21 protein-coding genes are annotated in these 22,604 nt (G+C 72.1%); 11 read left to right on the plus strand and 10 right to left on the minus strand.

What is annotated here, in order from left to right; genetic code table 11:
- The first annotated feature begins 63 nt into the window (after nt 1-63).
- From ACZ4TO_RS34150 to ACZ4TO_RS34165, 4 genes are all read left to right on the plus strand, one after another.
- A complete protein-coding gene (locus ACZ4TO_RS34150; RefSeq protein ID WP_382789302.1) occupies nt 64-456 on the plus strand; it encodes a YidH family protein in 393 nt (130 codons plus the stop codon).
- On the plus strand, nt 453-785 hold the full coding sequence (locus tag ACZ4TO_RS34155) for a DUF202 domain-containing protein (protein ID WP_468026236.1): 333 nt from the start codon (nt 453-455) through the stop codon (nt 783-785). The genes ACZ4TO_RS34150 and ACZ4TO_RS34155 overlap by 4 nt, the downstream gene beginning before the upstream one ends.
- A gap of 205 nt (nt 786-990) precedes the next feature.
- Entirely contained in the window at nt 991-2,013 is a 1,023-nt protein-coding gene (locus tag ACZ4TO_RS34160) for a phosphotransferase family protein (RefSeq protein WP_468026237.1), read from the plus strand.
- Nucleotides 2,014-2,019: 6 nt separating this feature from the next.
- Nucleotides 2,020-3,234 (plus strand): acyl-CoA dehydrogenase family protein, encoded by a 1,215-nt coding sequence (locus ACZ4TO_RS34165; protein WP_382789310.1) that lies wholly within the window; start codon nt 2,020-2,022, stop codon nt 3,232-3,234.
- Nucleotides 3,235-3,509: 275 nt separating this feature from the next.
- Here ACZ4TO_RS34165 and ACZ4TO_RS34170 read toward each other — a convergent pair whose 3' ends face one another.
- The 3 genes from ACZ4TO_RS34170 to ACZ4TO_RS34180 form a co-directional block, all read right to left on the minus strand.
- The gene (locus ACZ4TO_RS34170) at nt 3,510-4,103 is read right to left on the minus strand and encodes a TetR/AcrR family transcriptional regulator (RefSeq protein WP_328454182.1); all 594 of its coding nucleotides are present in this window, start codon (nt 4,101-4,103) and stop codon (nt 3,510-3,512) included.
- A 62-nt stretch (nt 4,104-4,165) separates the two neighbouring features.
- Nucleotides 4,166-5,827, minus strand: coding sequence for a class I adenylate-forming enzyme family protein (locus ACZ4TO_RS34175; protein ID WP_468026238.1), 1,662 nt, complete (start codon nt 5,825-5,827; stop codon nt 4,166-4,168).
- Nucleotides 5,824-6,588: an SDR family oxidoreductase gene (locus ACZ4TO_RS34180; protein ID WP_385042585.1), complete on the minus strand. Its 765-nt coding sequence runs from the start codon at nt 6,586-6,588 to the stop codon at nt 5,824-5,826. Before ACZ4TO_RS34180 ends, ACZ4TO_RS34175 begins: the two co-directional genes overlap by 4 nt.
- A gap of 216 nt (nt 6,589-6,804) precedes the next feature.
- On the opposite strand from ACZ4TO_RS34180, the gene ACZ4TO_RS34185 reads away from it, so the two are divergent.
- Together ACZ4TO_RS34185 and ACZ4TO_RS34190 are read left to right on the plus strand one after the other, a co-directional pair.
- The gene (locus ACZ4TO_RS34185; RefSeq protein ID WP_468026239.1) at nt 6,805-8,052 is read left to right on the plus strand and encodes an exo-beta-N-acetylmuramidase NamZ family protein; all 1,248 of its coding nucleotides are present in this window, start codon (nt 6,805-6,807) and stop codon (nt 8,050-8,052) included.
- Nucleotides 8,053-8,174: 122 nt separating this feature from the next.
- Nucleotides 8,175-9,497: a lipase family protein gene (locus ACZ4TO_RS34190; protein WP_468026240.1), complete on the plus strand. Its 1,323-nt coding sequence runs from the start codon at nt 8,175-8,177 to the stop codon at nt 9,495-9,497.
- A gap of 78 nt (nt 9,498-9,575) precedes the next feature.
- Here the strand turns inward: ACZ4TO_RS34190 and ACZ4TO_RS34195 are convergent, their stop codons facing one another.
- Entirely contained in the window at nt 9,576-12,368 is a 2,793-nt protein-coding gene (locus ACZ4TO_RS34195; protein WP_382789324.1) for a penicillin acylase family protein, read from the minus strand.
- A gap of 298 nt (nt 12,369-12,666) precedes the next feature.
- Between ACZ4TO_RS34195 and ACZ4TO_RS34200 the strand changes: the two genes are divergently transcribed.
- Together ACZ4TO_RS34200 and ACZ4TO_RS34205 are read left to right on the plus strand one after the other, a co-directional pair.
- Entirely contained in the window at nt 12,667-13,269 is a 603-nt protein-coding gene (locus ACZ4TO_RS34200) for a hypothetical protein (protein WP_382789327.1), read from the plus strand.
- 157 nt (nt 13,270-13,426) lie between these two features.
- A complete protein-coding gene (locus ACZ4TO_RS34205; RefSeq protein ID WP_468026241.1) occupies nt 13,427-14,533 on the plus strand; it encodes an RNA ligase (ATP) in 1,107 nt (368 codons plus the stop codon).
- A gap of 15 nt (nt 14,534-14,548) precedes the next feature.
- Here ACZ4TO_RS34205 and soxR read toward each other — a convergent pair whose 3' ends face one another.
- Nucleotides 14,549-15,097, minus strand: coding sequence for a redox-sensitive transcriptional activator SoxR (gene soxR / locus ACZ4TO_RS34210; protein ID WP_468026242.1), 549 nt, complete (start codon nt 15,095-15,097; stop codon nt 14,549-14,551).
- Nucleotides 15,098-15,203: 106 nt separating this feature from the next.
- Between soxR and ACZ4TO_RS34215 the strand changes: the two genes are divergently transcribed.
- Entirely contained in the window at nt 15,204-15,665 is a 462-nt protein-coding gene (locus ACZ4TO_RS34215; protein ID WP_382789334.1) for a MaoC family dehydratase, read from the plus strand.
- A gap of 30 nt (nt 15,666-15,695) precedes the next feature.
- Here ACZ4TO_RS34215 and ACZ4TO_RS34220 read toward each other — a convergent pair whose 3' ends face one another.
- The 3 genes from ACZ4TO_RS34220 to ACZ4TO_RS34230 all read right to left on the minus strand — a co-directional run bounded on the left by ACZ4TO_RS34220 (nt 15,696) and on the right by ACZ4TO_RS34230 (nt 17,887).
- Nucleotides 15,696-16,322, minus strand: a complete 627-nt coding sequence (locus tag ACZ4TO_RS34220) for a TetR/AcrR family transcriptional regulator (protein ID WP_382789337.1) — start codon at nt 16,320-16,322, stop codon at nt 15,696-15,698.
- Nucleotides 16,323-16,415: 93 nt separating this feature from the next.
- Complete coding sequence (locus tag ACZ4TO_RS34225; RefSeq protein ID WP_382789340.1) at nt 16,416-16,670, minus strand: YiaA/YiaB family inner membrane protein; 255 nt, start codon at nt 16,668-16,670, stop codon at nt 16,416-16,418.
- Between the two features lie 65 nt (nt 16,671-16,735).
- Nucleotides 16,736-17,887 carry an acyl-CoA dehydrogenase family protein gene (locus ACZ4TO_RS34230; RefSeq protein ID WP_468026243.1) on the minus strand — a complete coding sequence of 384 codons (1,152 nt, stop codon included), beginning with the start codon at nt 17,885-17,887 and terminating at the stop codon, nt 16,736-16,738.
- 80 nt (nt 17,888-17,967) lie between these two features.
- On the opposite strand from ACZ4TO_RS34230, the gene ACZ4TO_RS34235 reads away from it, so the two are divergent.
- Nucleotides 17,968-18,618, plus strand: coding sequence for a TetR/AcrR family transcriptional regulator (locus ACZ4TO_RS34235; protein WP_382789345.1), 651 nt, complete (start codon nt 17,968-17,970; stop codon nt 18,616-18,618).
- A 343-nt stretch (nt 18,619-18,961) separates the two neighbouring features.
- On the plus strand, nt 18,962-19,963 hold the full coding sequence (locus tag ACZ4TO_RS34240; protein WP_468026287.1) for a DMT family transporter: 1,002 nt from the start codon (nt 18,962-18,964) through the stop codon (nt 19,961-19,963).
- Here the strand turns inward: ACZ4TO_RS34240 and ACZ4TO_RS34245 are convergent.
- Both ACZ4TO_RS34245 and ACZ4TO_RS34250 read right to left on the minus strand, forming a co-directional pair.
- Nucleotides 19,960-21,042, minus strand: coding sequence for a Zn-dependent alcohol dehydrogenase (locus ACZ4TO_RS34245; RefSeq protein ID WP_382789350.1), 1,083 nt, complete (start codon nt 21,040-21,042; stop codon nt 19,960-19,962). The genes ACZ4TO_RS34240 and ACZ4TO_RS34245 overlap by 4 nt on opposite strands.
- Nucleotides 21,043-21,052: 10 nt before the next feature.
- Complete coding sequence (locus ACZ4TO_RS34250) at nt 21,053-22,441, minus strand: aldehyde dehydrogenase family protein (protein ID WP_382789352.1); 1,389 nt, start codon at nt 22,439-22,441, stop codon at nt 21,053-21,055.
- Nucleotides 22,442-22,604 lie beyond the last annotated feature (163 nt).

Below are 22,604 nucleotides of genomic sequence, written 5' to 3' on the forward strand. Positions count from 1 at the left end.
CCGGACCCCGCGAGGGCGGCTCCGGAGGAGCCCCGCGCGAGGCTGCCCGGTAGGGTCCTGGTCGTGATCGAACTCGTGCGCAATGTCCGGTTGTGGTTCGCGCCGCAGGAGATCCGGTCCGAGGGCGCGACCCCGGACTACCGGTTCTCGCTGGCCAACGAGCGGACCTTCCTGGCCTGGCTGCGCACCTCGCTCGCGCTCATCGGCGGCGGCTTCGCGGTGGACCAGTTCCTGCCGGACCTGCGCTGGGCCTGGCGGGCGGGTCTCGCCCTGGCGCTGCTCGCGGCGGGCGTGCTGTGCGCGCTGCGGGCCGTCAATCACTGGGTGCGCTGCGAGCGGGCGATGCGGCGCGGCGAGGACCTGCCGGTGTCGCGCTTCCCCGCGGTGCTGAGCATCGTCGTCGCGATCGTCGCGATCGCCATGGTCGTCGTCGTCCTCGGCGGCTGGGCGGGATGAGCACCCCACCGGGGCCCGAGCGCGATCCGGGCCTCCAGCCGGAGCGCACGCGGCTGGCGTGGCGCCGTACGACCCTCTCCAGCACCGTCGTCGCCGTGCTCGCCGCGAAGGCGGCCCTGCACGGGCGGGACTCGGCCGCCGCGATCGTGGCGTTCGCGTTCTGCTGCGTCGTCTGGCTGGCGTTCCTGGCCCTCGCCCACCGCCGTATCCGGACCCTGGCGGCGGTCGCGGGCCCCGCGGGTCCGGCCGCGCTCGCGCCCCGGCACGCGACGGCGGCGGCCCTGTGCACGGTGGCGCTGGCCGTGTTCGCGGTGGCCCTGGTGTTCTGAGACACCGGCGTCCCGTGGGCGTGCGTGCCTTGGCGCACCGGCGGACTCCCGCACGGCCGCGGGCCGCCCCGGCACCGCGGCCCGCTCCCCCGCGCGGGTGTTCCGGGGGCGAGACGCCGATCACGTTTGGTGCTGCCGCTGGACGACATACCGACTGGTCGGCATCATGGTCATGTCCTGTCACCCGCGTGCTGAGGAGCAACAGATGAGCCCGGACCACCCGCCAGGTCTCGATCTCGACCGGCTGCGAGCCCTGCTCGACCGTGAGCGGCCCGGACTGGTGAACGGCCCGCTGACCGGCCGGCTGATCGAGGGCGGACGGTCGAACCTCACCTACGCGGTCTCCGACGGCGCCTCCCGCTGGGTCGTACGGCGGCCCCCGCTCGGCCACGTGCTGGCCACGGCGCACGACATGAAGCGCGAGCACCGGGTGATCAGCGCGCTGCACCCGACGGCCGTGCCGGTCCCGGACCCCGTGCTGCTGTGCGAGGACGACTCGGTGCTCGGTGCCCCGTTCTACGTCATGGAGTTCGTCGAGGGCACCCCCTTCCGCACCGCCGACCAGCTCGCCCCGCTCGGCCCGCAGCGCACGCGCGACGCCGTCCTCGCCCTCGTGGACACCCTGGTCGAGCTGCACGCGGTGGACCCCGCCGCGGTCGGCCTCGCCGACTTCGGCCGTCCCGAGGGCTTCCTCGACCGGCAACTGCGGCGCTGGGGCAAGCAGTTGGACGCCTCCCGCAACCGCGAACTCGCCGGCATCGACGAGTTGCACGCCGCGCTGGGCCGCGAACTGCCCACCTCCCCCGCGCCCACCGTCGTGCACGGCGACTACCGCCTGGACAACGTGCTGATCGGGCCCGACGACCGGATCAGGGCGATCCTGGACTGGGAGATGTCCACCCTCGGCGATCCGCTCACCGACCTCGGGCTGCTCGTCATGTACAGCACGCGCCTGGAGCTGCCCGACTCCCCCATCAGCACGACCGCTTCGGCCGCCGGACATCCCGAGGCGGCCGAGATCGTCGAGCGGTACGCCGCGCGCTCGGGGCGCGACGTCTCCGCGGTCTCCTGGTACACGGCCTTCGCCTGGTTCAAGCTCGCCGTGATCCTGGAGGGCATCCACTACCGCTACACCAAGGGCCAGACGGTCGGCGCGGGCTTCGACCGCATCGGCGAGCTGGTCCCCGTCTTCATCGAGCACGGCCTGACCACCCTTCAGGAAGGCTGATCCGCCATGGACTTCGCATTCGACGCGCGCACCGAAGAGCTGCGCGGGAAGCTGCTCGCCTTCATGGACGAGTACGTCTATCCGGCGGAGGCGGTCGCGGAGGAGCAGCGCGCGCTGCTGGCCTCGCCGTGGGACACGCCCGCCGTGGTCGGCGAGTTGAAGGCCGAGGCCCGCAGGCAGGGTCTGTGGAACCTCTTCCTGCCGGACTCCGAGTACGGTGCCGGGCTGACCAACCTCCAGTACGCGCCGCTGGCCGAGATCACCGGCCGCAGCCCGCACCTGGCGCCCACGGCGCTGAACTGCGCGGCCCCGGACACCGGGAACATGGAGGTGCTCGCCCAGTTCGGTGACGAGGCGCAGCGCAAGCAGTGGCTGGAGCCGCTGCTCGCCGGGGAGATCCGCTCCGCGTTCGCGATGACCGAGCCGGAGGTCGCCTCCTCCGACGCCACGAACATCACCACGCTGATCGAGCGGGACGGCGACGAGTACGTCATCACCGGGCGCAAGTGGTACATCTCCGGGGCGATGAACCCCGACTGCAAGATCTTCATCGTGATGGGCAAGACGGATCCGGACGGCGCCGACATCCGCCGCCAGCAGTCGATGATCCTGGTCCCGCGCGACACCCCCGGGCTCGTCGTCCGGCGGGCCATGCAGGTGTACGGCTACGAGGACCACTCGCACGGCGGGCACGCGGAGGTCGTCTTCGACCACGTGCGGGTTCCGGCGAGCAATCTGATCGGCGAGGAGGGCGGCGGTTTCGCCATCGCGCAGGCGCGGCTGGGCCCGGGCCGGATCCACCACTGCATGCGGCTGATCGGCATGGCCGAGCGGGCCATCGAGCTGATGTGCCGCCGGGCGGTGTCGCGTACGGCGTTCGGCAAGCCGCTGGCGCAGCAGGGGGTCGTGCAGAACTGGATCGCCGACGCGCGGGTGGCCGTCGAGCAGCTTCGTCTGCTGGTCCTGAAGACCGCGTGGATGATGGACACGGTCGGCAACAAGGGTGCGCACACCGAGATCCAGGCCATCAAGATCGCCACTCCGCGGGCGGTCGTGGACATCCTCGACAAGGCGGTCCAGCTTCACGGGGCGGGTGGGGTCAGCCAGGACTTCCCGCTGGCCGAGCTGTGGGCCGCGGCCCGGACGCTGAAGCTGGCGGACGGTCCCGACGAGGTCCACCAGCGCTCGCTGGCCCACCGGGAGATCAAGAAGCACGTCTGACGCCGCGGGGGCGGGGGCGGACGTTCTTCGCCCCCTCCGCCCCTGCCCGTCCCTTACCTGGGGGGCTGCCGCCCCCAGACCCCCGCTTCGGCCTGAACGGCCTCGTCCTCAAGCGCCGGACGGGCTGGAACTTCCCGGCGGGGAAAAGTTCAGCCCCTCCGGCGCTTGAGGAGCGGGGGTCCGGGGGCAGCGCCCCCGGGGACGATGGGGGTCCCCCTGGTCGAGCGAAGCCGAGACCTTGGGGGAGGGTAGGGGCGGGGGGGCGAGAGACGTTCTTACGGGCGCAGGGCGCGCAGGAGGAGGTCGGCCAGGTGGTCGGCTACCTCCTGGGGGGCCAGGGGGCCGTCGGGGCGGTACCACGTGGACAGGTGGTGGACCGAGCCGAAGTGGTAGTCGACGACCAGGTCGGCCGGCGTGGCCGTGGAGAAGACGCCCTTCTTCTGGCCCTCCTCGACCAGCGCGCGGAACCGCTCGTGATAGCGCCGCCGCTCGGACCGCACCTGCTTGAGCTTCTCGGGCCCGAGATGGTGCATGGACCGGAAGAAGATCGACGCGTCGTCGAGGTTGTCGATGGTCGTGACGACCACGTCGGCCGCTGCTCGCCGCAGCCGTTCCTCGACCGGCGCGTCGGCGTCCGCGAAGGCGTCCAGCCGCTCCTGCTGGAGCCGCAGCACGCGCGCGTAGACCTCGTGCAGGAGGTCGTCCTTGGAGCCGAAGTAGTGGTACAGCGCCCCCTTGGTGACGCCGGCCGCCTCGACGATCTCCTGCACCGAGGTGCGGTCGTAGCCCTGCTCGGCGAAGAGCCGGGTGGCGGCGGCGAGCAGCCGCTGCGGGACGGGCGTGCCGTCACCGTCCGTCGTCCTGGGCACTGCCGCCACCTGCCTTCCGTGCGTTCACATCGATGTCCGTCGTCTGCGGGGAGTCCTGGAGACTACTGGGAGTCCTGGGACCGGGAACGCAGTTCCCGACGAAGGATCTTCCCACTCGCCGTCTTCGGCAGTTCGGGCAGGATCTCCACCCGCCGGGGATATTTGTAGGCGGCCAGTCTCTCCTTGCAGTACGCGGCCAGCGCTTCGGGGTCCTCGGCGGTCCCCGGGCGCAGGCTGATGTACGCCATGACGGTCTCCCCGCGGTAGCCGTCGGGGACCCCCACGACGGCCGCCTCGCGGACCGCCGGGTGGGTGTGCAGGACGTCCTCGACCTCGCGCGGCCAGACCTTGAAGCCGGACGCGTTGATCATGTCCTTCTTCCGGTCGACGACGTAGAGCCAGCCGTTCTCGTCCATGAAGCCGATGTCGCCGGTGTGCAGTTCGCCGTCCGGGAAGGTCTCGGCGGTGGCTTCGGGGCGGCGCCAGTAGCCGGGCACCACCTGCGGGCCGCGGACGAGGATCTCGCCCTGCTCTCCGAAGGGGACCTCCTGGCCGAGGTCGTCCACGATGCGTACGACCGACTCGGGGCCGGGGACGCCCACGGCCAGGGTGCCGGAGGCCGGGTCCACCGGTGCCTCCAGGCCGGGCGGCACGGAGGCGCAGGGCGCGGTGCACTCGGTGAGCCCGTAGCCGTTGCGGATGTACGGGCCGAAGCCGGCCCGGAACCGTTCGACGAGGGCGGGCGGCAGCGGGGCCCCGCCGGAGGAGATGTTCACGAAGGAGGAGAAGTGGTCCGGCGTGACGTCCGGGTGCGCGGCCAGCGCCATGAACGCGGTCGAGGGGCCGACGGTGTAGAGCGGCCGGTGTTCGGCGAAGGCGTCGAGGACGACTCCGGACTCGAAGCGGTAGGCGAGGACCAGGGTGCCCGCGCTGTCGAGGCAGGCGGCGAGCTGGCAGACCATCCCGGTGATGTGGAAGAGCGGCGCCATCGCGAAGTACACGGGCGCCTCGGGCAGCGCGAGGCCGGTCCGCTGGCGCTCCGCGTTGTACATGATGTTGCCGTGGGTGTTGGTGGCGCCCTTGGGGGTGCCGCTGGTGCCCGAGGTGTAGCTGATGAGCGCGATGTCGGACGGGCCGAGGGAGCGGTCGCCGGGAGCCTTGTGGCCCTGGCGGGCGACGGCGAGGAGGTCGTCGGCCGTGTCGTCGAGCGGCAGGCGTTCGAAGGCCAGCACGCGCGGGTCGTTCCGGGTCTGGAGATCGAGTTCGCAGGCCGTCAGGACGACGCGCACGGGCGAGTCGGCGGCGGTCTCGCGCAGGTACGCGTCGAAGGCGCGGTCGGAGCAGACGAGGGCGGCCACCTCGGCGTCGTGCAGGACGTGCCGTACCTCGCCCGACTTGTACATGGGGTTGACGGGCACGACCGTCGCGCCGGCCTTCCAGGCGCCGAGCAGGGCGAGGACGAAGTGCGGCGAGTTCTGGAGCATGATCGCCACGCGGTCGCCCCGTCCGACGCCCCGGGCGGCGAGGTGTCCGGCCACGGAGTCGCTCAACTCGTCGAGCTCGCGGTAGCTCAGCCGACCGTCGAAGTAGGCGAGCGCGGTGCGGTCCGGGGTCTGCCCGACCACGTCCGCGAGGGCGTGCACGAGGGTGTCGGCGGGGTTCACCGGGCCGCGCTGGGCCTCGCTGAGCAGGGCCACCCAGGGTTTGTCGGCGTAGCGGGTCACTCGGCGGTCTCCCACTTCTGCTGGAGGTGGTTCATGTTCGTCATCCAGCGGTCGGGGTCGGCGGCGCGCGCCTGGTAGTAGCCGGCGACCTCGGGGTGCGGCAGGACCAGGAAGCGGTCCTCCTCGATGCCCTTCATGAGCGCGTCGGCGACGGCCTCGGGCTCGATGGCGGTGGGCTGGAGCACCAGGTCGCCGGCGCTGCCGGTGGCCTCCAGCATGTCGGTACGCACGCCCTGGGGGCAGATCGCGTGCACCTTCACGCCGCGGTGGCGGTACGTCAGGGACAGCCACTCGGCGAACGCGTAGGCGCCGTGCTTGGTGACGCTGTACGGGGCGGCGCCGATCATCGTGAGCAGTCCGGCGGCCGAGACGGTGGAGACGAACCGGCCGCCGCCGCGCTCCAGCCAGTCCGGGAGCAGCGCCTGGGCGGCGCGTACGTGGGCCATGACGTTGACGTCCCAGGCCAGGGCCCACACGCTCTCGTCGGCCGCCTCGGAGCCGCCCGAGCCGACTCCGGCGTTCGCGCAGTAGACGTCGACGGTGCCGTCGAGGGCGTCGCGGGCCTCGGCCACGATGCGGGAGGCGTCGCCCACGACCGCTATGCCGCCGATCTCGTCGGCCACGGCCTTCACCTTGGCGGCGTCGAGGTCGTTGACCACGACCCGCGCTCCCTCGGCGGCGAAGCGGCGGGCCAGCGCGGCCCCGATCCCGCCCCCCGCTCCGGTGACGACGACTCCCGCACCCTGCATGGCTTCCACCACGGGTCTCCTTCGACGCGACGTGACACGGCTCTGCTGCGACGCCAGACTAACCAGTCGGTATGTAACAAGGGAAGGGCTCCAGGCGGCCGCGCGGACGGTCCGGACACAACCCCCGCCACGAGTCCACACAGGTCGGCCGTATCCGGACCCTGCGAACCTCCCCCCGGAGCCCTTAGCGTGCCTGTGCCAGCCTTCCGCGATCACGGAGGTCCCATCATGCGCATGTCCCGACGGTCCCTGCTCGCGGCCGGCACCGCCGCGGCCGCCCTGACCCCCCTGCCCGCCGGAGCGGCGGAGCGGGGAGCGAGTCCCGGCGCCCGGCTGCGCACCGGATTCGAGCGTCTGGCCGGGGACGGGTACGCCCTGCTCGACGGCCGCCGTGTGGGGATCGTCACCAACCCCACGGGCGTCACCCGCGACGTCCGGCACATCGTCGACGTGATGCACGCGGACTCCCGTGTGGACCTGACGGCGGTCTTCGGCCCCGAGCACGGTTTCCGGGGCACCGCGCAGGCGGGCGGGTCCGAGGGGCGCTACGACGATCCGGCGACCGGACTGCCCGTCTACGACACGTACCTGAAGAGCGGCCAGGCGCTCGCGGACGTCTTCACCGCGTCCGGCGTGGACACCGTCGTCTTCGACATCCAGGACGCGGGGGCGCGCTTCTACACGTACATCTGGACGCTGTACGACTGCATGGAGGCGGCGCAGCTCGCCGGGAAACGGTTCGTGGTCCTCGACCGGCCGAACCCGGTCACCGGGCGCTCGGCCCAAGGGCCGGTCCTGCACAAGGAGTTCGCGACGTTCGTCGGGCGGCAGCCGATCGCGCAGGCGCACGGGATGACGGTGGCGGAGCTGGCCCGGCTCTTCAACGGGGAGTTCCTGGCGGCGCCGGTGGAACTGGACACCGTGCTCATGTCCGGCTGGCGCCGCGACCGGTTCTACGACGCCTCGGGGCTGCCCTGGGTGCCGCCGAGCCCGAACATGCCGACGGCGGACACCGCGCTGGTGTACTCCGGGACCTGCCTCTTCGAGGGGACGAACCTGTCGGAGGGCCGGGGCACGACGCGTCCGTTCGAACTGCTCGGCGCGGAGGGCGTCGACGGGCGCTGGGCGGCGGCGGCCGGTGAACTGGCCCTGCCCGGCGTGCACTTCAGAGAGGCCTACTTCGCTCCCACGTTCTCCAAGTTCCAGGGAAAGACCATCGGGGGCGTGCAGATCCATGTGCACGACCGGGCGGCGTACGAGCCGGTCCGCACCGGGATCGCCCTTCTGGTGACCGCGAAGAAGGTCTGGAGCGGCTTCGCCTGGCGCTCCGACAACTGGATCGACAAGCTGACGGGCTCGACGCAGGTGCGCACGATGATCGACGCGGGCGCCGGAACCGACGAGGTCGTGGCCGCCTGGCAGGACGACCTGGAGGCCTTCCGCACGGTCCGGAAGCACTACCTCAGCTACAAGTAGGCCGGGTCCGCTTCCACGAACGAGTGAATGCGTGACGGATAGGTCGTCATGTATGGCCAACTTTCCCCGCCGGGTGGACGATGCGCCCATATCGCACCGCCCGCGGGGTCAGGGGGCCTGACATGACGGAACCGGCAGTGAGTGTTTCTCCCTACTGGGAGCTGACGTTCGACGCGGACGGTGACGTGGACGGCCGAGAACGGGACCGGTGGCTCGAGGAGGTGCCACGGCGAAAGGTCCGCGACCTGATCGTCTTCACGCACGGCTGGAACAGCGACCGTTCGGCCGCCACCCGCCTCTTCAGCCAGTTCTTCGCCCCGGTCCCCGAGCTCGCGCCGGCCGCGCGCCTGGGCTACGTGGGGGTGGTCTGGCCCTCGATGCGGTTCTCGGACGAACCGATCCCCGACTTCCCGCGGTCGGTGGCCGCCGCCCTCGTCCCGGACAGCGCCTCACCCCTCGACAAGGACACCCGGCACGCCCTCCTGGAGGTGTTCCCCGGCCGGGCCACCGTGGTCGAGCAGATAGCCAGGCTGCTCGACCAGCAGCCGGACGACGAGGCCTCGTTGGAGGAGTTCGGCCGTCTCGTACGGCTGCTCGTCGAGGTCCGGCCGCAGGGACCGCAGACCTCCTTCGCCGCGGACACCCTCGCCGAGGGCGTCCCGGAGAGCGACCCCGAGATGCTCTTCGGGGACACCGCGGCGGTGTGCGGCGAGTTCGCGCGGGCGCTCGCCGGGACCGACGCCCCCGGCGCCGGGACGTTCGCGCTGCCCCGGCTCTGGGACGGGGCGCTCGAACTGCTGCGCCAGGCGACGTACTACGCGATGAAGAGACGCGCGGGCACGGTCGGCGAACGCGGGCTCGGGCCGGCGATCGGCCGGCTCGCGGCGGTGGCGCCCGACGTGCGCGTGCACCTGGTCGGGCACAGCTTCGGCGGCCGGCTGGTCTCCTTCGCGCTGCGCGGACTGCCTCCCGGAGTGCGCGCGGTGAAGTCGGTGACACTGCTCCAAGGCGCCTTCTCGCACTACGCGTTCGCCGCGCGGCTGCCCCACGATCCGCGCGCGAGCGGTGTGCTGGACGGCCAGTACCACCGGATCGACGGCCCGCTGGTGTGCTGCTACTCCCACTTCGACTCGGCGCTCGGCACGGTCTACCCGCTGGCCTCGCGGATGGCGGGGGACGACCGGTCCGTGGTGGCGGACTTCGGGATCGGCCGCGCGCTCGGCGCGCAGTGGGGTGCGATGGGCCACGACGGGGTGCAGGCGGTGCCGGGGACGAAGTCGTTCACGCTCGCCGAGGCGCTGCGCACCCGGCTTCCGGTCTCGGGGTGCGTGAACGTCGACGCCGCCTCGGTGGTGTGCCGCGGCGGCGCCCCGGCGGGCGCGCACAGCGACATCTGCCACCGTGAGCTGGCCCAGGTGGTGCTGGCGGCGGGCCGCGTCCGCTGACCCGCCGCCGCTTCGGCTCCGAACCGCCCTAGGGCGTGCCCCGAAGGGTGCTGCGCCGGTGCCGCTGTGCGCTCGTGCTCATCGGTGCGAGGTGTACTCGACGACCTGCTGGAAGGTCGGCCGGTTCTGCCAGGTGATCTTGCCGTGCTTGATGCCGCCGAGCGTCCGCTGGACGATCGAGTCGGCACACCACTGGTCACCCGCCGAGCACTGGTCGTCCCCGGGGTAGACGGTCGCCGCGGTCTTGCCGGCCGCCTCCTTCAGCGAGCTGATCAGCAGGTCCCGGCAGGCGGTGAGGCTGCCTCCGCCGCAGTACGTCTGCGACAGACCGCCTTGCACGGGCTCCCCGAGCACCGCCCGGATGTCCTTGTCGACATAGCTCCACCATCCGTACTGGAAGGAGCTTCCGGCGTGCGAGCCGGTCGGTCCGTGTCCGGCGGACGGCGCCTCGTCGACGGGGAGGTTGTTGCCGAACGCGGTGTACAGGTCGCTGCCGAGCCCCGGCTGGAACTCCGCCTTCACCAGCAGCGGCCACCAGGCGTCCAGGATGCGGATCGCGTCGGCGTCGGCGTAGGTGTGCGAACCCGACGAGGTCTCCTTGCGCTTGGCGCCCGCCGTCACCCACGCGGAGAGCTTGCTGACGGCCGCGGCGGCCGTGGAGTCCGTGACCGGCGAGCTGTTGACGACCTTGAGCAGTCCGGGCAGCACGTCCTCGGCGCGCAGATCGGCGAGTGCCGCGTCGGCCATCGCCTTCACCAGCGCGGACCTGGTCACCCCGCCCGCCGCGACGAGCTTGGACACCCGGTCCTCCAGCAGGTCCCCGCGGTGCACGGAGCCGTCGCCCCAGGAGGCCGTGGTGTAGTCCTTGGCCTGCTTGTTGTTCCAGGAGATGTAGTAGTCCTGGTCCACCGAGTTGGGGTGCGCGGACGCGGGCGTGTAGGAGGCGGTGTTCGTGGCCGGGTCCCAGTTCCGCCACTCGTACGCGGACTGCGCCCACACCGGGAACTCCGCGTCGACGCCGCTCGCCCGCACCGGGTTGTCCCCGCTGTTGTAGTAGGCGGTGTGCGCCGAGTCCGCGTAGAACCAGTTGAAGGTGTAGTTGATGTTCTGCACGGCGCTCTGGAAGGTCGCCGGACTCTTCACGTAGTCGGGGTCGTTGAGCATCTGGAAGCCGATGATCGAGTCGGCCTCGTGCAGGAAGGAGGTGCGCAGGGTGGTGTACGCGACCTTCTTGCCGCCCACCGTCGCGCGGTACTCCACGGGCCCGTACTTGGTGCGGTAGACCTGCATCCGGTACGAACCGGCGGCGGTGCCGTCGGCGGTGGTCGGCTTCCAGGAGTTGGTCCGCTCGACCTTGTCCATCGCCGTGCAGGTGCCGTGGTAGAGGTAGTGGTAGTCGTCCTGGCACAGTTCGACGGCGTACGTGTCGATGATGTCCTGGCCGGAGGTCGTCGCGCTCCAGGAGTAGTCCTGGCCGCGGCCGAGTTCGACGTACATGCTCAGACCCGCGAAGGAGGCGCCGCGGGCGCTGATCCCGGGTCCCTGGATCTCCTGGAGCATGAGGAGCTGTGGCGCGAAATAGCCGGTCTGCGGCCCGAAGACGGCGATCGGGTGGCCGCTGGCGGTGTGTCTGCCGCTGACCACGAGGGCGTTGGACATGCCCCGCTTGGCCGAGGTGAGCGAGGTCGTGGCCGCGGTCGCCGAGGCGCCGGTGGCGCTCGCGGTGGCCGCGCTGCCGGTGCGGTCGTAGACGAGGGGTTCCTGGGTCACCGAGCCGGCGTCGGGCAGGGCCTGGCCCTGCGCGCTGTCGGGCTTGGAGGCGTACGGGAAGCTCTCGCCGCCGTGCACGGTGAGCGCGGCTTCCGGGTCGTTGCGCTCGCGGAAGGACTCCCAGACCTTGGTGCCCTCGGTGACGCCGTACTTGGACTGGGCGGCGAGCAGGGAGATGGCGTTGTTGACCTCGCCGCCGCCCCCCGAGCCGAAGAGCGAGCCGATGACGGACGCCAGCGCGACGAGGTCGGTCAGCTTGAAATGGTCGATCGTGCCCGCGTTGGTGATGGAGTCCTTGTGGCCGGTCAGGACGTACTCGCCGGGGAAGTAGCGGCCGCTGTCGGAGGCGTCGATGTAGGCGTTGATGCCGTCGATGTAGGCGTTGGCGTCCGCGAGGGCCTGGGCGCCGCGGGCTCCGGCCTTGGCGGTGGCGCTGTCGATCTGGGCCTGCAGGTCGGCCTCGGTGTAGGGCGCGCTGCGCCAGAACTCCTGCTCCAGGCCCTGGTTGGAGGGCGCGCCGCCGGCGAAGCTGGTGAGCTGGCCGCGTCCGACGTGCCGGAAGACGTCCATGAGCCACAGCCGGTCCTGGCCGGCGGCCCACCCGGCGCCGTACTCGGTGCCGTAGCGGGTGGTGCCGGTGATGTGCGGGACGCCCGTCTTCTTGTCGCGGACGATCGTCACGTCCGTGCGGCCGCCGGGCTTGGTGGTCGACTCGACCTGGCCGGAGGCGACGCCGAAGGAGGCGTCGTTGAAGAAGTCGTTGATCTTGGTGTCGGTGAGCGTGGAGTACCCGGAGGGCAGGTTGCCGTAGAGGCCGAGCTGGTCCTCGGCGTGGCCGGGCTGGGTGCCGAAGACCTGGTTGAGCAGGATCTGGGCGAGGGTGGCGTTGCCGTTCTCACCGGGCGGCAGGATGTCCGAACACTGGCCGCCGCAGTAGTCGTTCGCGGCGGCCGCGGCCGAGGTGTCCGCGGCGGCCGCCGGGGAAAGCGGCGACAAAAGACCGGCAATGAGCACGCATAGGGATGCCGCCTTGAGGAACTTGGGGAATCGGCGGGGAGTTCTCAGTCTGTCCAAGGTGGTGCGTGGGGTGCTCGGTGGCATGTCAGCTCCTACCGACGGGGGGTGGGCCGGACGTTACCGCCGGTATCCCCGAGTTTGAAGATGAACATGCGTCAGTTTTTTGGATTCACAGTGAACGAGGTCCCGCCGGAGATCCGGTGGGCGGCCGGCCGACGGTGACGGGAGGCGGGCTCAGGACACTCGGCGGGTGGCTCTCGGGGGTCGTCGAAAAATTGGATGGAGCCGAATCGCTTGTCGATACGTCTACTCGACGACGTCCGTACGGGACGGCGCCGAAGTGACCGGAGTACAGGTGCAGGTGTGACGGAGGTGCAGGACGATGGCCGGTTTCCGGAGTCTGGCGAGACAGGCGCGAGATCCGAGGTGTGATCTGGCACTGCGGCGGTACTCACTGCGCAAGTGCCTGGAGAGGTTCGCCCCTTACGGGCATCGGGCGACCTGGGACCATCTGTGCTCCCGGGCGGGGTTCGGCCCCGAGGACCGCTCCCCCGATCCGGCGCGGCTCGTGGCCGCACTGGACGAACTGGAGGAGGCCCGCTCCGTCTGGCTCGCCTACGAGGTCGAGTTCGCCAAGCGCCGCAAGAAGGAGAAGCACGACGGGCTGCGCAGGCCGGGCAGTGTCGACGACTGGCACCGGCTGACCTGGGGCGGCTTCGGCGTCGCCTGGTGCGACAACCCCCGTGTCCACCCCCATGAACCGCTGGCCGAGGTGCTGCGACGGCTGATCGCGGCCCTGGAGCGCGAACCGGGCACCGTCTGCCCCGTGTGCGCCGGCGAGCGCCTGGTCTGGATGTACGAACTGGCCCACGAACCGTCGTCGGGCCCCGTCTGCACGAGCTGCGGAATCGTGGTGCCGCGGCCCGTCCTGACCCCGGAGGCGCTGGCCGGCGCCAGGCGCGGCCGGCTGCTCGTGTCCGCGTGAGCACCCCGCCCGGCCGAGCGGTCCGCCCGCGCGGCCGGGTGTACGTCGCGAGGGCGGCGTGGCGACGGTAGCAGCAGGAAATCCGCTGGTTCCAGCCGTTTCCCCACCGGACAGTTGGGTGCGATGAAACACGGCTGAGCAACCCGAGGAGTCCTCCATGTCGACGCTGCGCGTCACCGCCGAAGTGCTGACCGTCCACGACCATCCGAACGCCGACGCGCTCGAACTGGCCCAGGTGGGCCTGTACCGCGCCGTGGTCGCCAAGGGCGCGTACCGCACCGGCGAGTGGGCGCTCTACATCCCGGAGCAGTCCGTGCTGCCGGCCCCGCTCATCGAGGAGCTGGGGCTGACGGGGCGCCTGGCGGGCAGTTCGGCGGACCGGGTCAAGGCGGTGCGGCTGCGCGGCGAGCTGTCGCAGGGGATCGTGTGCCGTCCGAAGGCGCTCGCGGACGTGGACCTGGCGCGGGCCGCCGAGGAGGGCACGGACTTCGCGGAGTTCCTCGGCATCGTGAAGTGGGTCCCGCCGGTCCCGCCCACGATGAACGGAGACGTGGAGGCGGCGCCCGATCTGCTGCCCTGGGTCGACATCGAGAACATCCAGCGCTATCCGGACATCTTCACCCCGGGCGAGCCCGTCGTCGTGACGGAGAAGCTGCACGGTTCGGCCTGTCTGCTGACCTACCTCGCCGACGAGGACCGGGTCCAGGTGTCCTCGAAGGGCTTCGGCGCCAAGTCCCTCGCCCTGAAGGAGGATCCGCGCAATCTGTACTGGCGCGCGGTGCGCGGACACGGGGTCGCGGAGGCCGCCGCCCGGATCGCCGGACGCCTCGGCGCGCGCCGCGTCGGCGTCTTCGGCGAGGTGTACGGGGCCGGTGTGCAGGACCTGTCGTACGGCGCCGACGGCCGCCGCGAGACGATCGGCTACGCCGTCTTCGACGTGTCCGCGGAGATCGACGGCGAGGTCCGCTGGCTGGACGCGCAGGAGCTGCTGGAGGGTGAACTCCCGCTGGTGCCACGGCTGTACGAGGGTCCGTACGACGTCGAGCGCGTCCTGGGGATCGCGTCCGGCCGGGAGACGGTGTCCGGCCGCGCCCTGCATCTGCGCGAGGGCGTCGTGATCCGCCCCGGCGCTCCCGCGCCCGACGGACCGGAGGGGACCTTCGTCGCCGCCGAGCGCTACAGCCCGGTGACGGGCGGACGGGCCATAGCGAAGGCGGTCAGCCCGGCCTACCTGACCCGCAAGGGCGGCACGGAGTACGAGTAGGCGCGGGCGGGGGCGTCAGCGGCGGTCGCCCGCCGCCGGCTCCCCGCGCGACGGTCCGGGTTCGCACGCCGCCGGCCTCCGTTCCCGCGGGGCCGGCGGCTGTGCGCCGGCGGGCTCCGTCATGAGCCGGGAGCCGGCCCGGCGCTCGCCGAGGACGTCGTCGGGGTTGGAGAGCACACAGGTCTCCAGGGAGAGGCAGCCGCAGCCGATGCAGTCCGTGAGGTGGTCGCGCAGCCGGCCGAGCTGTTTGATGCGCTCGTCGAGTTCGGAGCGCCAGGCCCGGGACAGCCGGGCCCAGTCCTCCCTGGTCGGCGTGCGCTCCTCCGGGAGTTCGGCCAGCGCCTCCCGGATCGTGGCGAGCGGGATGCCGACGCGCTGGGCGGCCCGGACGAAGGCGACGCGGCGCAGCGCGTCCCGGTGGTAGCGGCGCTGGTTGCCCGAGGTGCGGCGGCTGGAGATCAGGCCCTTGGACTCGTAGAAGTGCAGGGCGGAGACGGCCGCGCCGCTGCGGGCCGACAACTGTCCGACGGTCAGCTCGTGGACCGTCTCGGGGATCTGGGGCACTCCTCCAACCTACCTACCGCGCCACCCGTCCGGTCCGTTGACATGCGCCGCCCGGCCGACCATGCTAAGCAGTCGCTTAGACTATGAGATGCGGGAGGCCAGGGACATGGCAGAGCCGAGGACGTTCGCGACGGTCGAGGAACTGCGGGACGCCGTGGGCGAGCAGCTTGGGTACACGGACTGGGTCGAGATCGAGCAGAAGCGCATCGACCTCTTCGCGGAGGCCACCGGCGACCACCAGTGGATCCACGTCGACCCCCAGAAGGCCGCGGCGGGTCCGTTCGGCACGACGATCGCGCACGGCTATCTCACCCTGTCGCTGCTGCCGCTCTTCGGCCCGCAGCTCATCGGCGTCGAGGGCGTGAGGATGGGCGTCAACTACGGGACGAACAAGGTCCGCTTCCCCGCGCCCGTCCCGGTCGGCTCGCGGCTGCGCGCCACCGGCACGATCACCGCGGTGGACGACGTGCCCGGCGGCGTACAGGTCTCCCTCGCCTTCACCGTGGAGCGCGAGGGCGGCGACAAGCCGGTCTGCGTGGCGGAGTCGGTCTCGCGCTACTACCTCTGACACCACGCCCCGGGCCGCGACGGGCCGGGGCTACCCCTTGAAGCCCACCATCCGCCGGACCAGGTCGGCGTACAGCGCACCGACCTCGTCCGGCGTGCGGGGGCCCTCGACGTTGAACCAGCGGGCCACGTCGATGCACAGGGACAGCACGGCGACGGTGGTGCCGGGGACGTCCGGGACGTCGAACTCGCCGGTCGCGACACCGTCCTGGATGATGCGCCGGACCTCCGCGTCGACCTGCCGGCGCAGCGCGATGATCTCCGCGCGCGCGTCGGGCCCGAGGGCCTCCAGCTCGTACTGGACCACGCGGGCGGTGGTGTGCTGGCCCGCGTGCCACCGTACGAAGGACCGCACGGCGTCGGAGAGCCGCTCGGACGGCGTGCCCTCGGCCTCCGCGGCGGTGCGCACGATGTCGAGCGCCTTGTCGTGGCCGATGCGGCTGATCCGGTGAAGCAGCTCTTCCTTGGTCTTGTAGTGGATGTACAGCGCGGCCGGGCTCATGCCCGCGCGGCCCGCGATGTCCCGGGTGGTCGTCGCGTGGTACCCGCGCTCGGCGAAGGCCTCCACCGCGGCCACCAGCAGCCGCCGCGCCGCGTCAGGGGTCACCTCGGCCCACGGCTGCATCTCGCCGCCGGACGTCTCCTGCGCCGCACTCATCGCTGTTCGCCCCTTCTCCACTGACAGGGTGAACACCATACCCCCGAACCTGAGCGGGCGCTTAGCGCCGACCGGCTCCGGGCCGCACCGTGATCAGAGCTTCTCGAAGGGGTCGTAGACCCGGCCGCCGGGACGGCCGCCGTCCTGGCGGTCGCGGATCACCTTGGCCAGGGTGAAGGAGGACGTCACCAGATAGAGGACGGCGATGGCCAGGAAGCCCCGCACCCACGCGTCGGCCTGGAGCTTGAAGATGCCGAGCGCGGTGGCGGCCATGGCGACGGAGAAGGAGGCCACGGCCTGTCCGTAGAAGGCGGCCGTGTTCTGCTGTTTGACGGGTGTCTCGGTCATGGGACAAGGATCGGCGGATGTGGCCGCCGCCACATCCGCCGTCGTACTCAGACACGTACTCAGGGTCAGAACGCCGAGACACCCGTCAGGGCGCGTCCGATGACCAGTTTCTGTATCTGGCTGGTGCCCTCGTAGAGGGTCATCACGCGGGCGTCGCGCAGCAGCTTGCCGACCGGGTACTCGTCGATGTAGCCGTAACCCCCGTACACCTGGAGGGCGTTGTTCGCCGCGCGCACGGCCGCCTCGGAGGCGAAGAGCTTGGCCTTGGAGGACTCGGTCGCGAACGGCAGTCCGCGGTCCACGAGGTCGGCGACCCGCCAGGTCAGCAGCCGTGCCGCGTCCACGTCGACGGCGATGTCGCTGATCAGCTCCTGGACGAGCTGGTGGTGGGCGATCGTCTTCCCGAACTGCTCCCGTTCGGTCGCGTAGGCCACCGCCGCGTCGAGGGCGGCCTGGGCGATGCCGACACAGCCCGCGGCCACCGACATCCGGCCCTTCGCGAGCGCCGACATGGCCACGGTGAAGCCCTTGCCCTCGGGCGCCAGCATCGCGCTCGCCGGCACGCGCACGTCCTCCAGGGCGAGTTCGGCGGTGGCCTGGCCGCGCAGCCCGAGCTTGCCGTTGATGGTGCGGCGGGTCAGACCGGGGGTGTCGGTGGGCACGAGGAAGGCGGAGACGCCCTTGTGGCCCGGGGCGTCGGTGGAGCGGGCGAAGAGCAGCACGACATCGGCCCAGGTGCCGTTCGTGATGAACATCTTGCTGCCGTTGATCACGTAGTCGTCGCCGTCGCGCACGGCCCGGGTCGAGAGCTGTCCCGCGTCGGAGCCGGTGCCGGGTTCGGTGAGCCCGAAGCAGCCGACGTACTCGCCGGAGGTCAGCCCCGGCAGCCAGCGCCGCTTCTGCTCCTCGTCCCCCCAGGCGGCGATCGACTTGGCGACGAGCCCGAGCGAGACGGAGACGATCCCGCGCACCGAGGAGTCCCCGCGCCCGAGTTCCTCGGTGACCAGGCAGTAGGCGAGGTGGTCGCCGCCGCTGCCGCCGTACTCCTCGTCGATGGTCAGGCCGAGGAAGCCGACCTCGCCGAGCTTCTTCACGATGGACCGGTCGACGTCCTCCGCGCGGTCCCACGCGACGACGTGCGGGGCGATCTCGCGGTGCACGAAGTCCTTGGCGAGCTGCCGGACGGCGGTCTGCTCATCGCTGAGCCCGAGGTTCATGCCGGGTCACCCCACTGGTAGCGGACTTTGAATGCCGAACATTTAAATTAGCACTGCTAGTTTCATGGTGCAGCCCTACTATGTGCGCCATGGCCCGACCGCGCAAGCCCCTCCTCAGCACCGACCGCATCGTCGAGACGGCACGGGCGCTGGTGGACGCCGAGGGCCTCGCGGCCGTCTCGACGCGTCGGCTCGCGGCGGAACTGGGAGTGAGCGGGCCCTCCCTCTACAACCACTTCAGCACCAAGGACCAGATCCTGGAGGCGGTCGCGGACTCGGTGAGCGCGCAGGTCGAGCTGTCGATGTTCGAGGACGGCCGTGACTGGCGGACCGCGCTGCACGACTGGGCCGTCTCCTACCGCGCGGCCCTGCGCGACCACCCGAACATCGTTCCGGTCCTCGCGCGCGGGCCGGGCCGCAGGCCGGCCGGACTGCGGCTCGCGGACGCCGTGTTCGGTGCCATGGTCCGGGCGGGCTGGCCGCCGGCCCAGGCCACCTCGATCGGGGCGCTGATGCGGTACTTCATCATGGGGTCCGCGCTGGGCTCGTTCGCCGGCGGCTTCGTGGACGACGAGAGCGCGTACGACCCGGAGGACTACCCCCACCTGGGGCAGGCGCACCTGCTCGCCGAACAGCAGGAGAAGATCGACGAGCGGGCCTTCGAGACGGGGCTCGGCGCCCTGCTGGACGGCCTCGCGGTGCAGTACGCGGGGCTGGCCGGGGAGGGCTGAGCAGGCCGGGGTCCGGGGGTGCTCGGGGGCGGGCTTGAGGCCGGTGCGGGCCTGAGGCCGGGGCCGGACTCGGGTGCCGGCTTGAGGCCCCGGTGGGCTCGGCTGCCCGCTTGAGGCAGGCCGCGGGGTCGGGTGCCGGCTTGAGGCCCCGGCGGGCTCGGCTGCCCGCTTGAGGCAGGCGACGGGGTCGGGTGCCGGGTTGAGGCCGCGGCGGGCTCGGGCGCCCGCTTGAGGCAGGCCGCGGGGTCGGGTGCCGGCTTGCGGCAGGGGCGGGGTCGGGGCGGGCTCGACGTCGGAAATCCGCGAGACCGGCCGCGGTGTCCCGCCTAGCCTCTGGAGCATGATGAACACCTCCCCCGTCTCGGCGCCCGGCCGACGCGCCCCGTTGCTCGCCGCCGGTGCGGCGACCGTCACCGTCGGGCTGTGGGCCTCCGCGTTCGTCGCGATCCGCAGCGCGGGCGCCGCGTACTCACCCGGCGCGCTGGCGCTCGGACGACTGCTGGCCGGAGCCCTGGTGCTCGGCGCCGTGTGCGTCGTCCGGGGTGAGGGACTGCCGCCGCGCGGCGCGTGGCGCGGCATCGCGATATCCGGGGTGCTGTGGTTCGGGTTCTACATGGTCGCCCTGAACTGGGGCGAGCAGCAGGTGGACGCCGGTACGGCGGCACTGGTCGTGAACATCGGCCCGATCCTGATCGCCCTGCTCGGCGCCCGGCTGCTGGGGGACGCGATGCCGCCACGGCTGCTGGCCGGCATGGCCGTGTCGTTCGCGGGCGCGGTCGCGGTGGGGCTGTCGATGTCCGGCGGCGGCGGTTCCTCGGTGCTCGGGGTCGTCCTGTGTCTGCTCGCCGCCGTCGCATACGCCGCGGGCGTCGTCGCGCAGAAGCCGGCGCTCGGGCGGGCGAGCGTGCTCCAGGTGACGACGTTCGGCTGTCTGGTCGGGGCCGTGGTGTGTCTCCCGTTCGCGGGACAGCTCGTCCACGACGCGGCCGCCGCTCCCCTGTCGGCCACGCTCGACATGGTCTACCTGGGCGTCTTCCCGACCGCGCTGGCCTTCACGACCTGGGCGTACGCCCTGTCCCGGACGAGCGCGAGCCGCATGGGCGCGACGACGTACGCGGTGCCCGCCCTGGTGGTGCTGATGTCCTGGCTCTTCCTCGACGAGGTCCCGGGGCTGCTGACGCTGGCCGGCGGGGTGCTGTGCCTGGCGGGTGTGGCGGTGTCGCGCTCCCGGCCCCGCCGGGAGGCGGCCCCGGAGCGGCCGCCCGTGCCGGCCGCCGCCGGAACCGTCGACCCGTCCGGTGCGGCCGACGCGTCCGGTGCGGCCGCCCCGGAGAGCCGCGGCTAGAAGACCACCAGTGCCCGGCCCCCCTTGCCCGCGATCATGTTGTCGAAGGCCGCCGGGATGCCGTCCAGGGCGATGCGGTCGGTGACCAGGCCGCCGAGGTCCAGCCGGCCCGCGCGTACGTGCTCGGCGAGCACCGGGAGATCGCGCGCCGGGTCGGAGTTGCCGTAGACACAGCCGGCCAGGGTCCGGCCCCAGTGGAAGATCTCCAGGGCGTTGAAGGTGACCTGCTGGTCCTTGCCGCCGATACCGACGACGGTGGTGCGGCCACCGCGCCGGGTCGACTCCCAGGCGGTACGGATGGTGACGGCACGGCCGACGCACTCGACGGCGACGTCGACACCGTGACCGCCGGTCAGGGCACGGATCTCGCGGGCGGTGGTGTCGGAGGCCACGACGTAGTCGGTGGCCCCGGCCTCACGGGCGAGGGACTCCTTCTCGGGCGAGACGTCCACCGCGACGATCTTCGGGGCGCCCGCGATCCGGGCGGCCTGCAGGGCGGCGAGCCCGACCCCGCCGGCCCCGAACACGGCGACGCTCTCGCCCGGCTGGACCTGGGCGGAGTGGTGGACGGCGCCGTAGCCGGTGAGGACGGCGCAGCCGAGCAGGGCGGCCTCGGTGAGCGGGATGCCGTCCGGGGCGGGGAGCACGCAGGAGACCGGCACCACCGTCTCCTCCGCGAACGCGGCGACGTTCAGGCCGGGGTGCAGATCGCTCCCGTCGGAGGCGCGGCGGGCGTACACCGACCCCGCACCGGTGAGCGCGTCGGCGCACAGCCACACCTCACCCAGCGAGCAGGCGTGACAACGGCCGCAGGAGGGAGCCCAGTTGAGGACGACGGGCGAGCCGGGGGCGACCTGGTCGACGCCCTCGCCGACGGCGACGACGGTGCCGGCGCCCTCGTGGCCGAGCACGGCGGGCACCGGGACCCGCATGGTGCCGTTGGACAGGGACAGGTCGGAGTGGCAGACCCCGGCGGCGGCGAGGCGCACCCGGACCTGGCCCGGTCCGGGATCGGGGAGTTCGATCTCGGCGATCTCCAGCGGGGCACCCACGGCGGGCAGGACGGCGGCGCGAACCACGTGAACGCTCCTAGAACTGGAGGGACTTGGTCTGGAGGTACTCGGACAGGCCGTGGGCGCCGAGTTCGCGCCCCACGCCCGACTGCTTGTAACCCCCGAAAGGGGCCAGGGGGTTGAAGCGTCCCCCGTTGATGTCGACCTGGCCGGTGTCGAGCCGCCGGGCGAAGGCGACCGCCTCGGACTCCTCGCCCGCCCACACCGCGCCCGCGAGCCCGTACACGGTGCCGTTGGCGATCCGCAGGGCGTCCTCCTCGTCCTCGTAGCGCAGGATCGACAGGACCGGTCCGAAGATCTCCTCCTGCGCGATCGTCATCTGCTCGGTGACGTCGGCGAAGACGGTGGGGCTGACGAAGTACCCCTGCTCGCGCGGGGATTCGGTGCCGCCCGCGACGAGCCGCGCGCCCTCGGCGACGCCCTTCTCGATGTAACCGCGCACCCGGTCCCGCTGCTTGGCGTTGACGACGGGTCCGATGCGGTCGCCGTACTTCGCGGCGGCGGCCGCGGCGAGCTCGACCGCCTCGTCGTAGCGCTCGGCGGGGACCAGCATGCGGGTCCAGGCGCTGCACGTCTGACCGGAGTTGGACATCACGTTGGCGACGCCGACGTTCACGGCCTTGGCGAGGTCGGCGCTCGGCAGGATGACGTTGGCGGACTTGCCGCCCAGTTCGAGGGCGACGCGCTTGACCGCGGCGCCCGCGGTCGCGCCGATCCGCCGGCCGACGGCGGTGGAGCCGGTGAAGGAGACCAGGTCGACGCCCGGGTGCTCGGCGAGTGCCTGGCCAGCGACCGGGCCGAGGCCGGTGACGAGGTTGAAGACACCGGCCGGGACGCCCGCCTCGGCCACGGCCTCGGCGAAGAGCTGGGCGGTGAGCGGGGTGTCCTCGGCGGGCTTCAGCACGACGGTGCAGCCTGCGGCGAGGGCGGGGGCGACCTTGGCGACGATCTGGTGCAGCGGGTAGTTCCAGGGCGTGATCGCGCCGACGACACCGACGGGCTCCTGGTAGACGGTCGAGTTGCCGACCTTCTCCTCGAAGGCGTACGTCGCCGCCAGTTCGGCGTAGGAGCCGGCGACCAGCACGGGGACGCCGGCGTGCACCGCCTGGGAGAACGCGAGCGGCGCTCCCAGTTCGGCGGTGACGGTCTCGGCGATCTCGTCCTTGCGGGCGGCCAGGACGTCCCTGAGCGCGGTGAGGCGGGCGGCCCGTTCGGCGGGCGGGGTGGCGGCCCAGCCGGGGAACGCGGCACGCGCGGCGCGTACGGCGGCGTCGACGTCCAGGGCGGTGCCGGCCGGGACCTGGCCGATCACCTGCTCGTCGACCGGGTTCACGACCTCGATCGTGTCCCGTCCGGCGGCGGGGCGCCATGCCCCGTCGATGTACATGCCGTCATGTGCCTTCATCGTGTTCCTCCCGGGCGGGGGCAGCGTCGTCCGGACCCTAAACTAGCGATGATAGTTTTGCGGCGCCAGGGTGACCTGCCGCACCGCAGGTCAGCGGCACCGGTCACCCTCGCCCGGGCAGTCCGCCACCCTCGCCCCAGGGAGTCCGCCCCACGCCCGGCAC

The organism is Streptomyces sp. NPDC028298 (genome assembly GCF_055565895.1).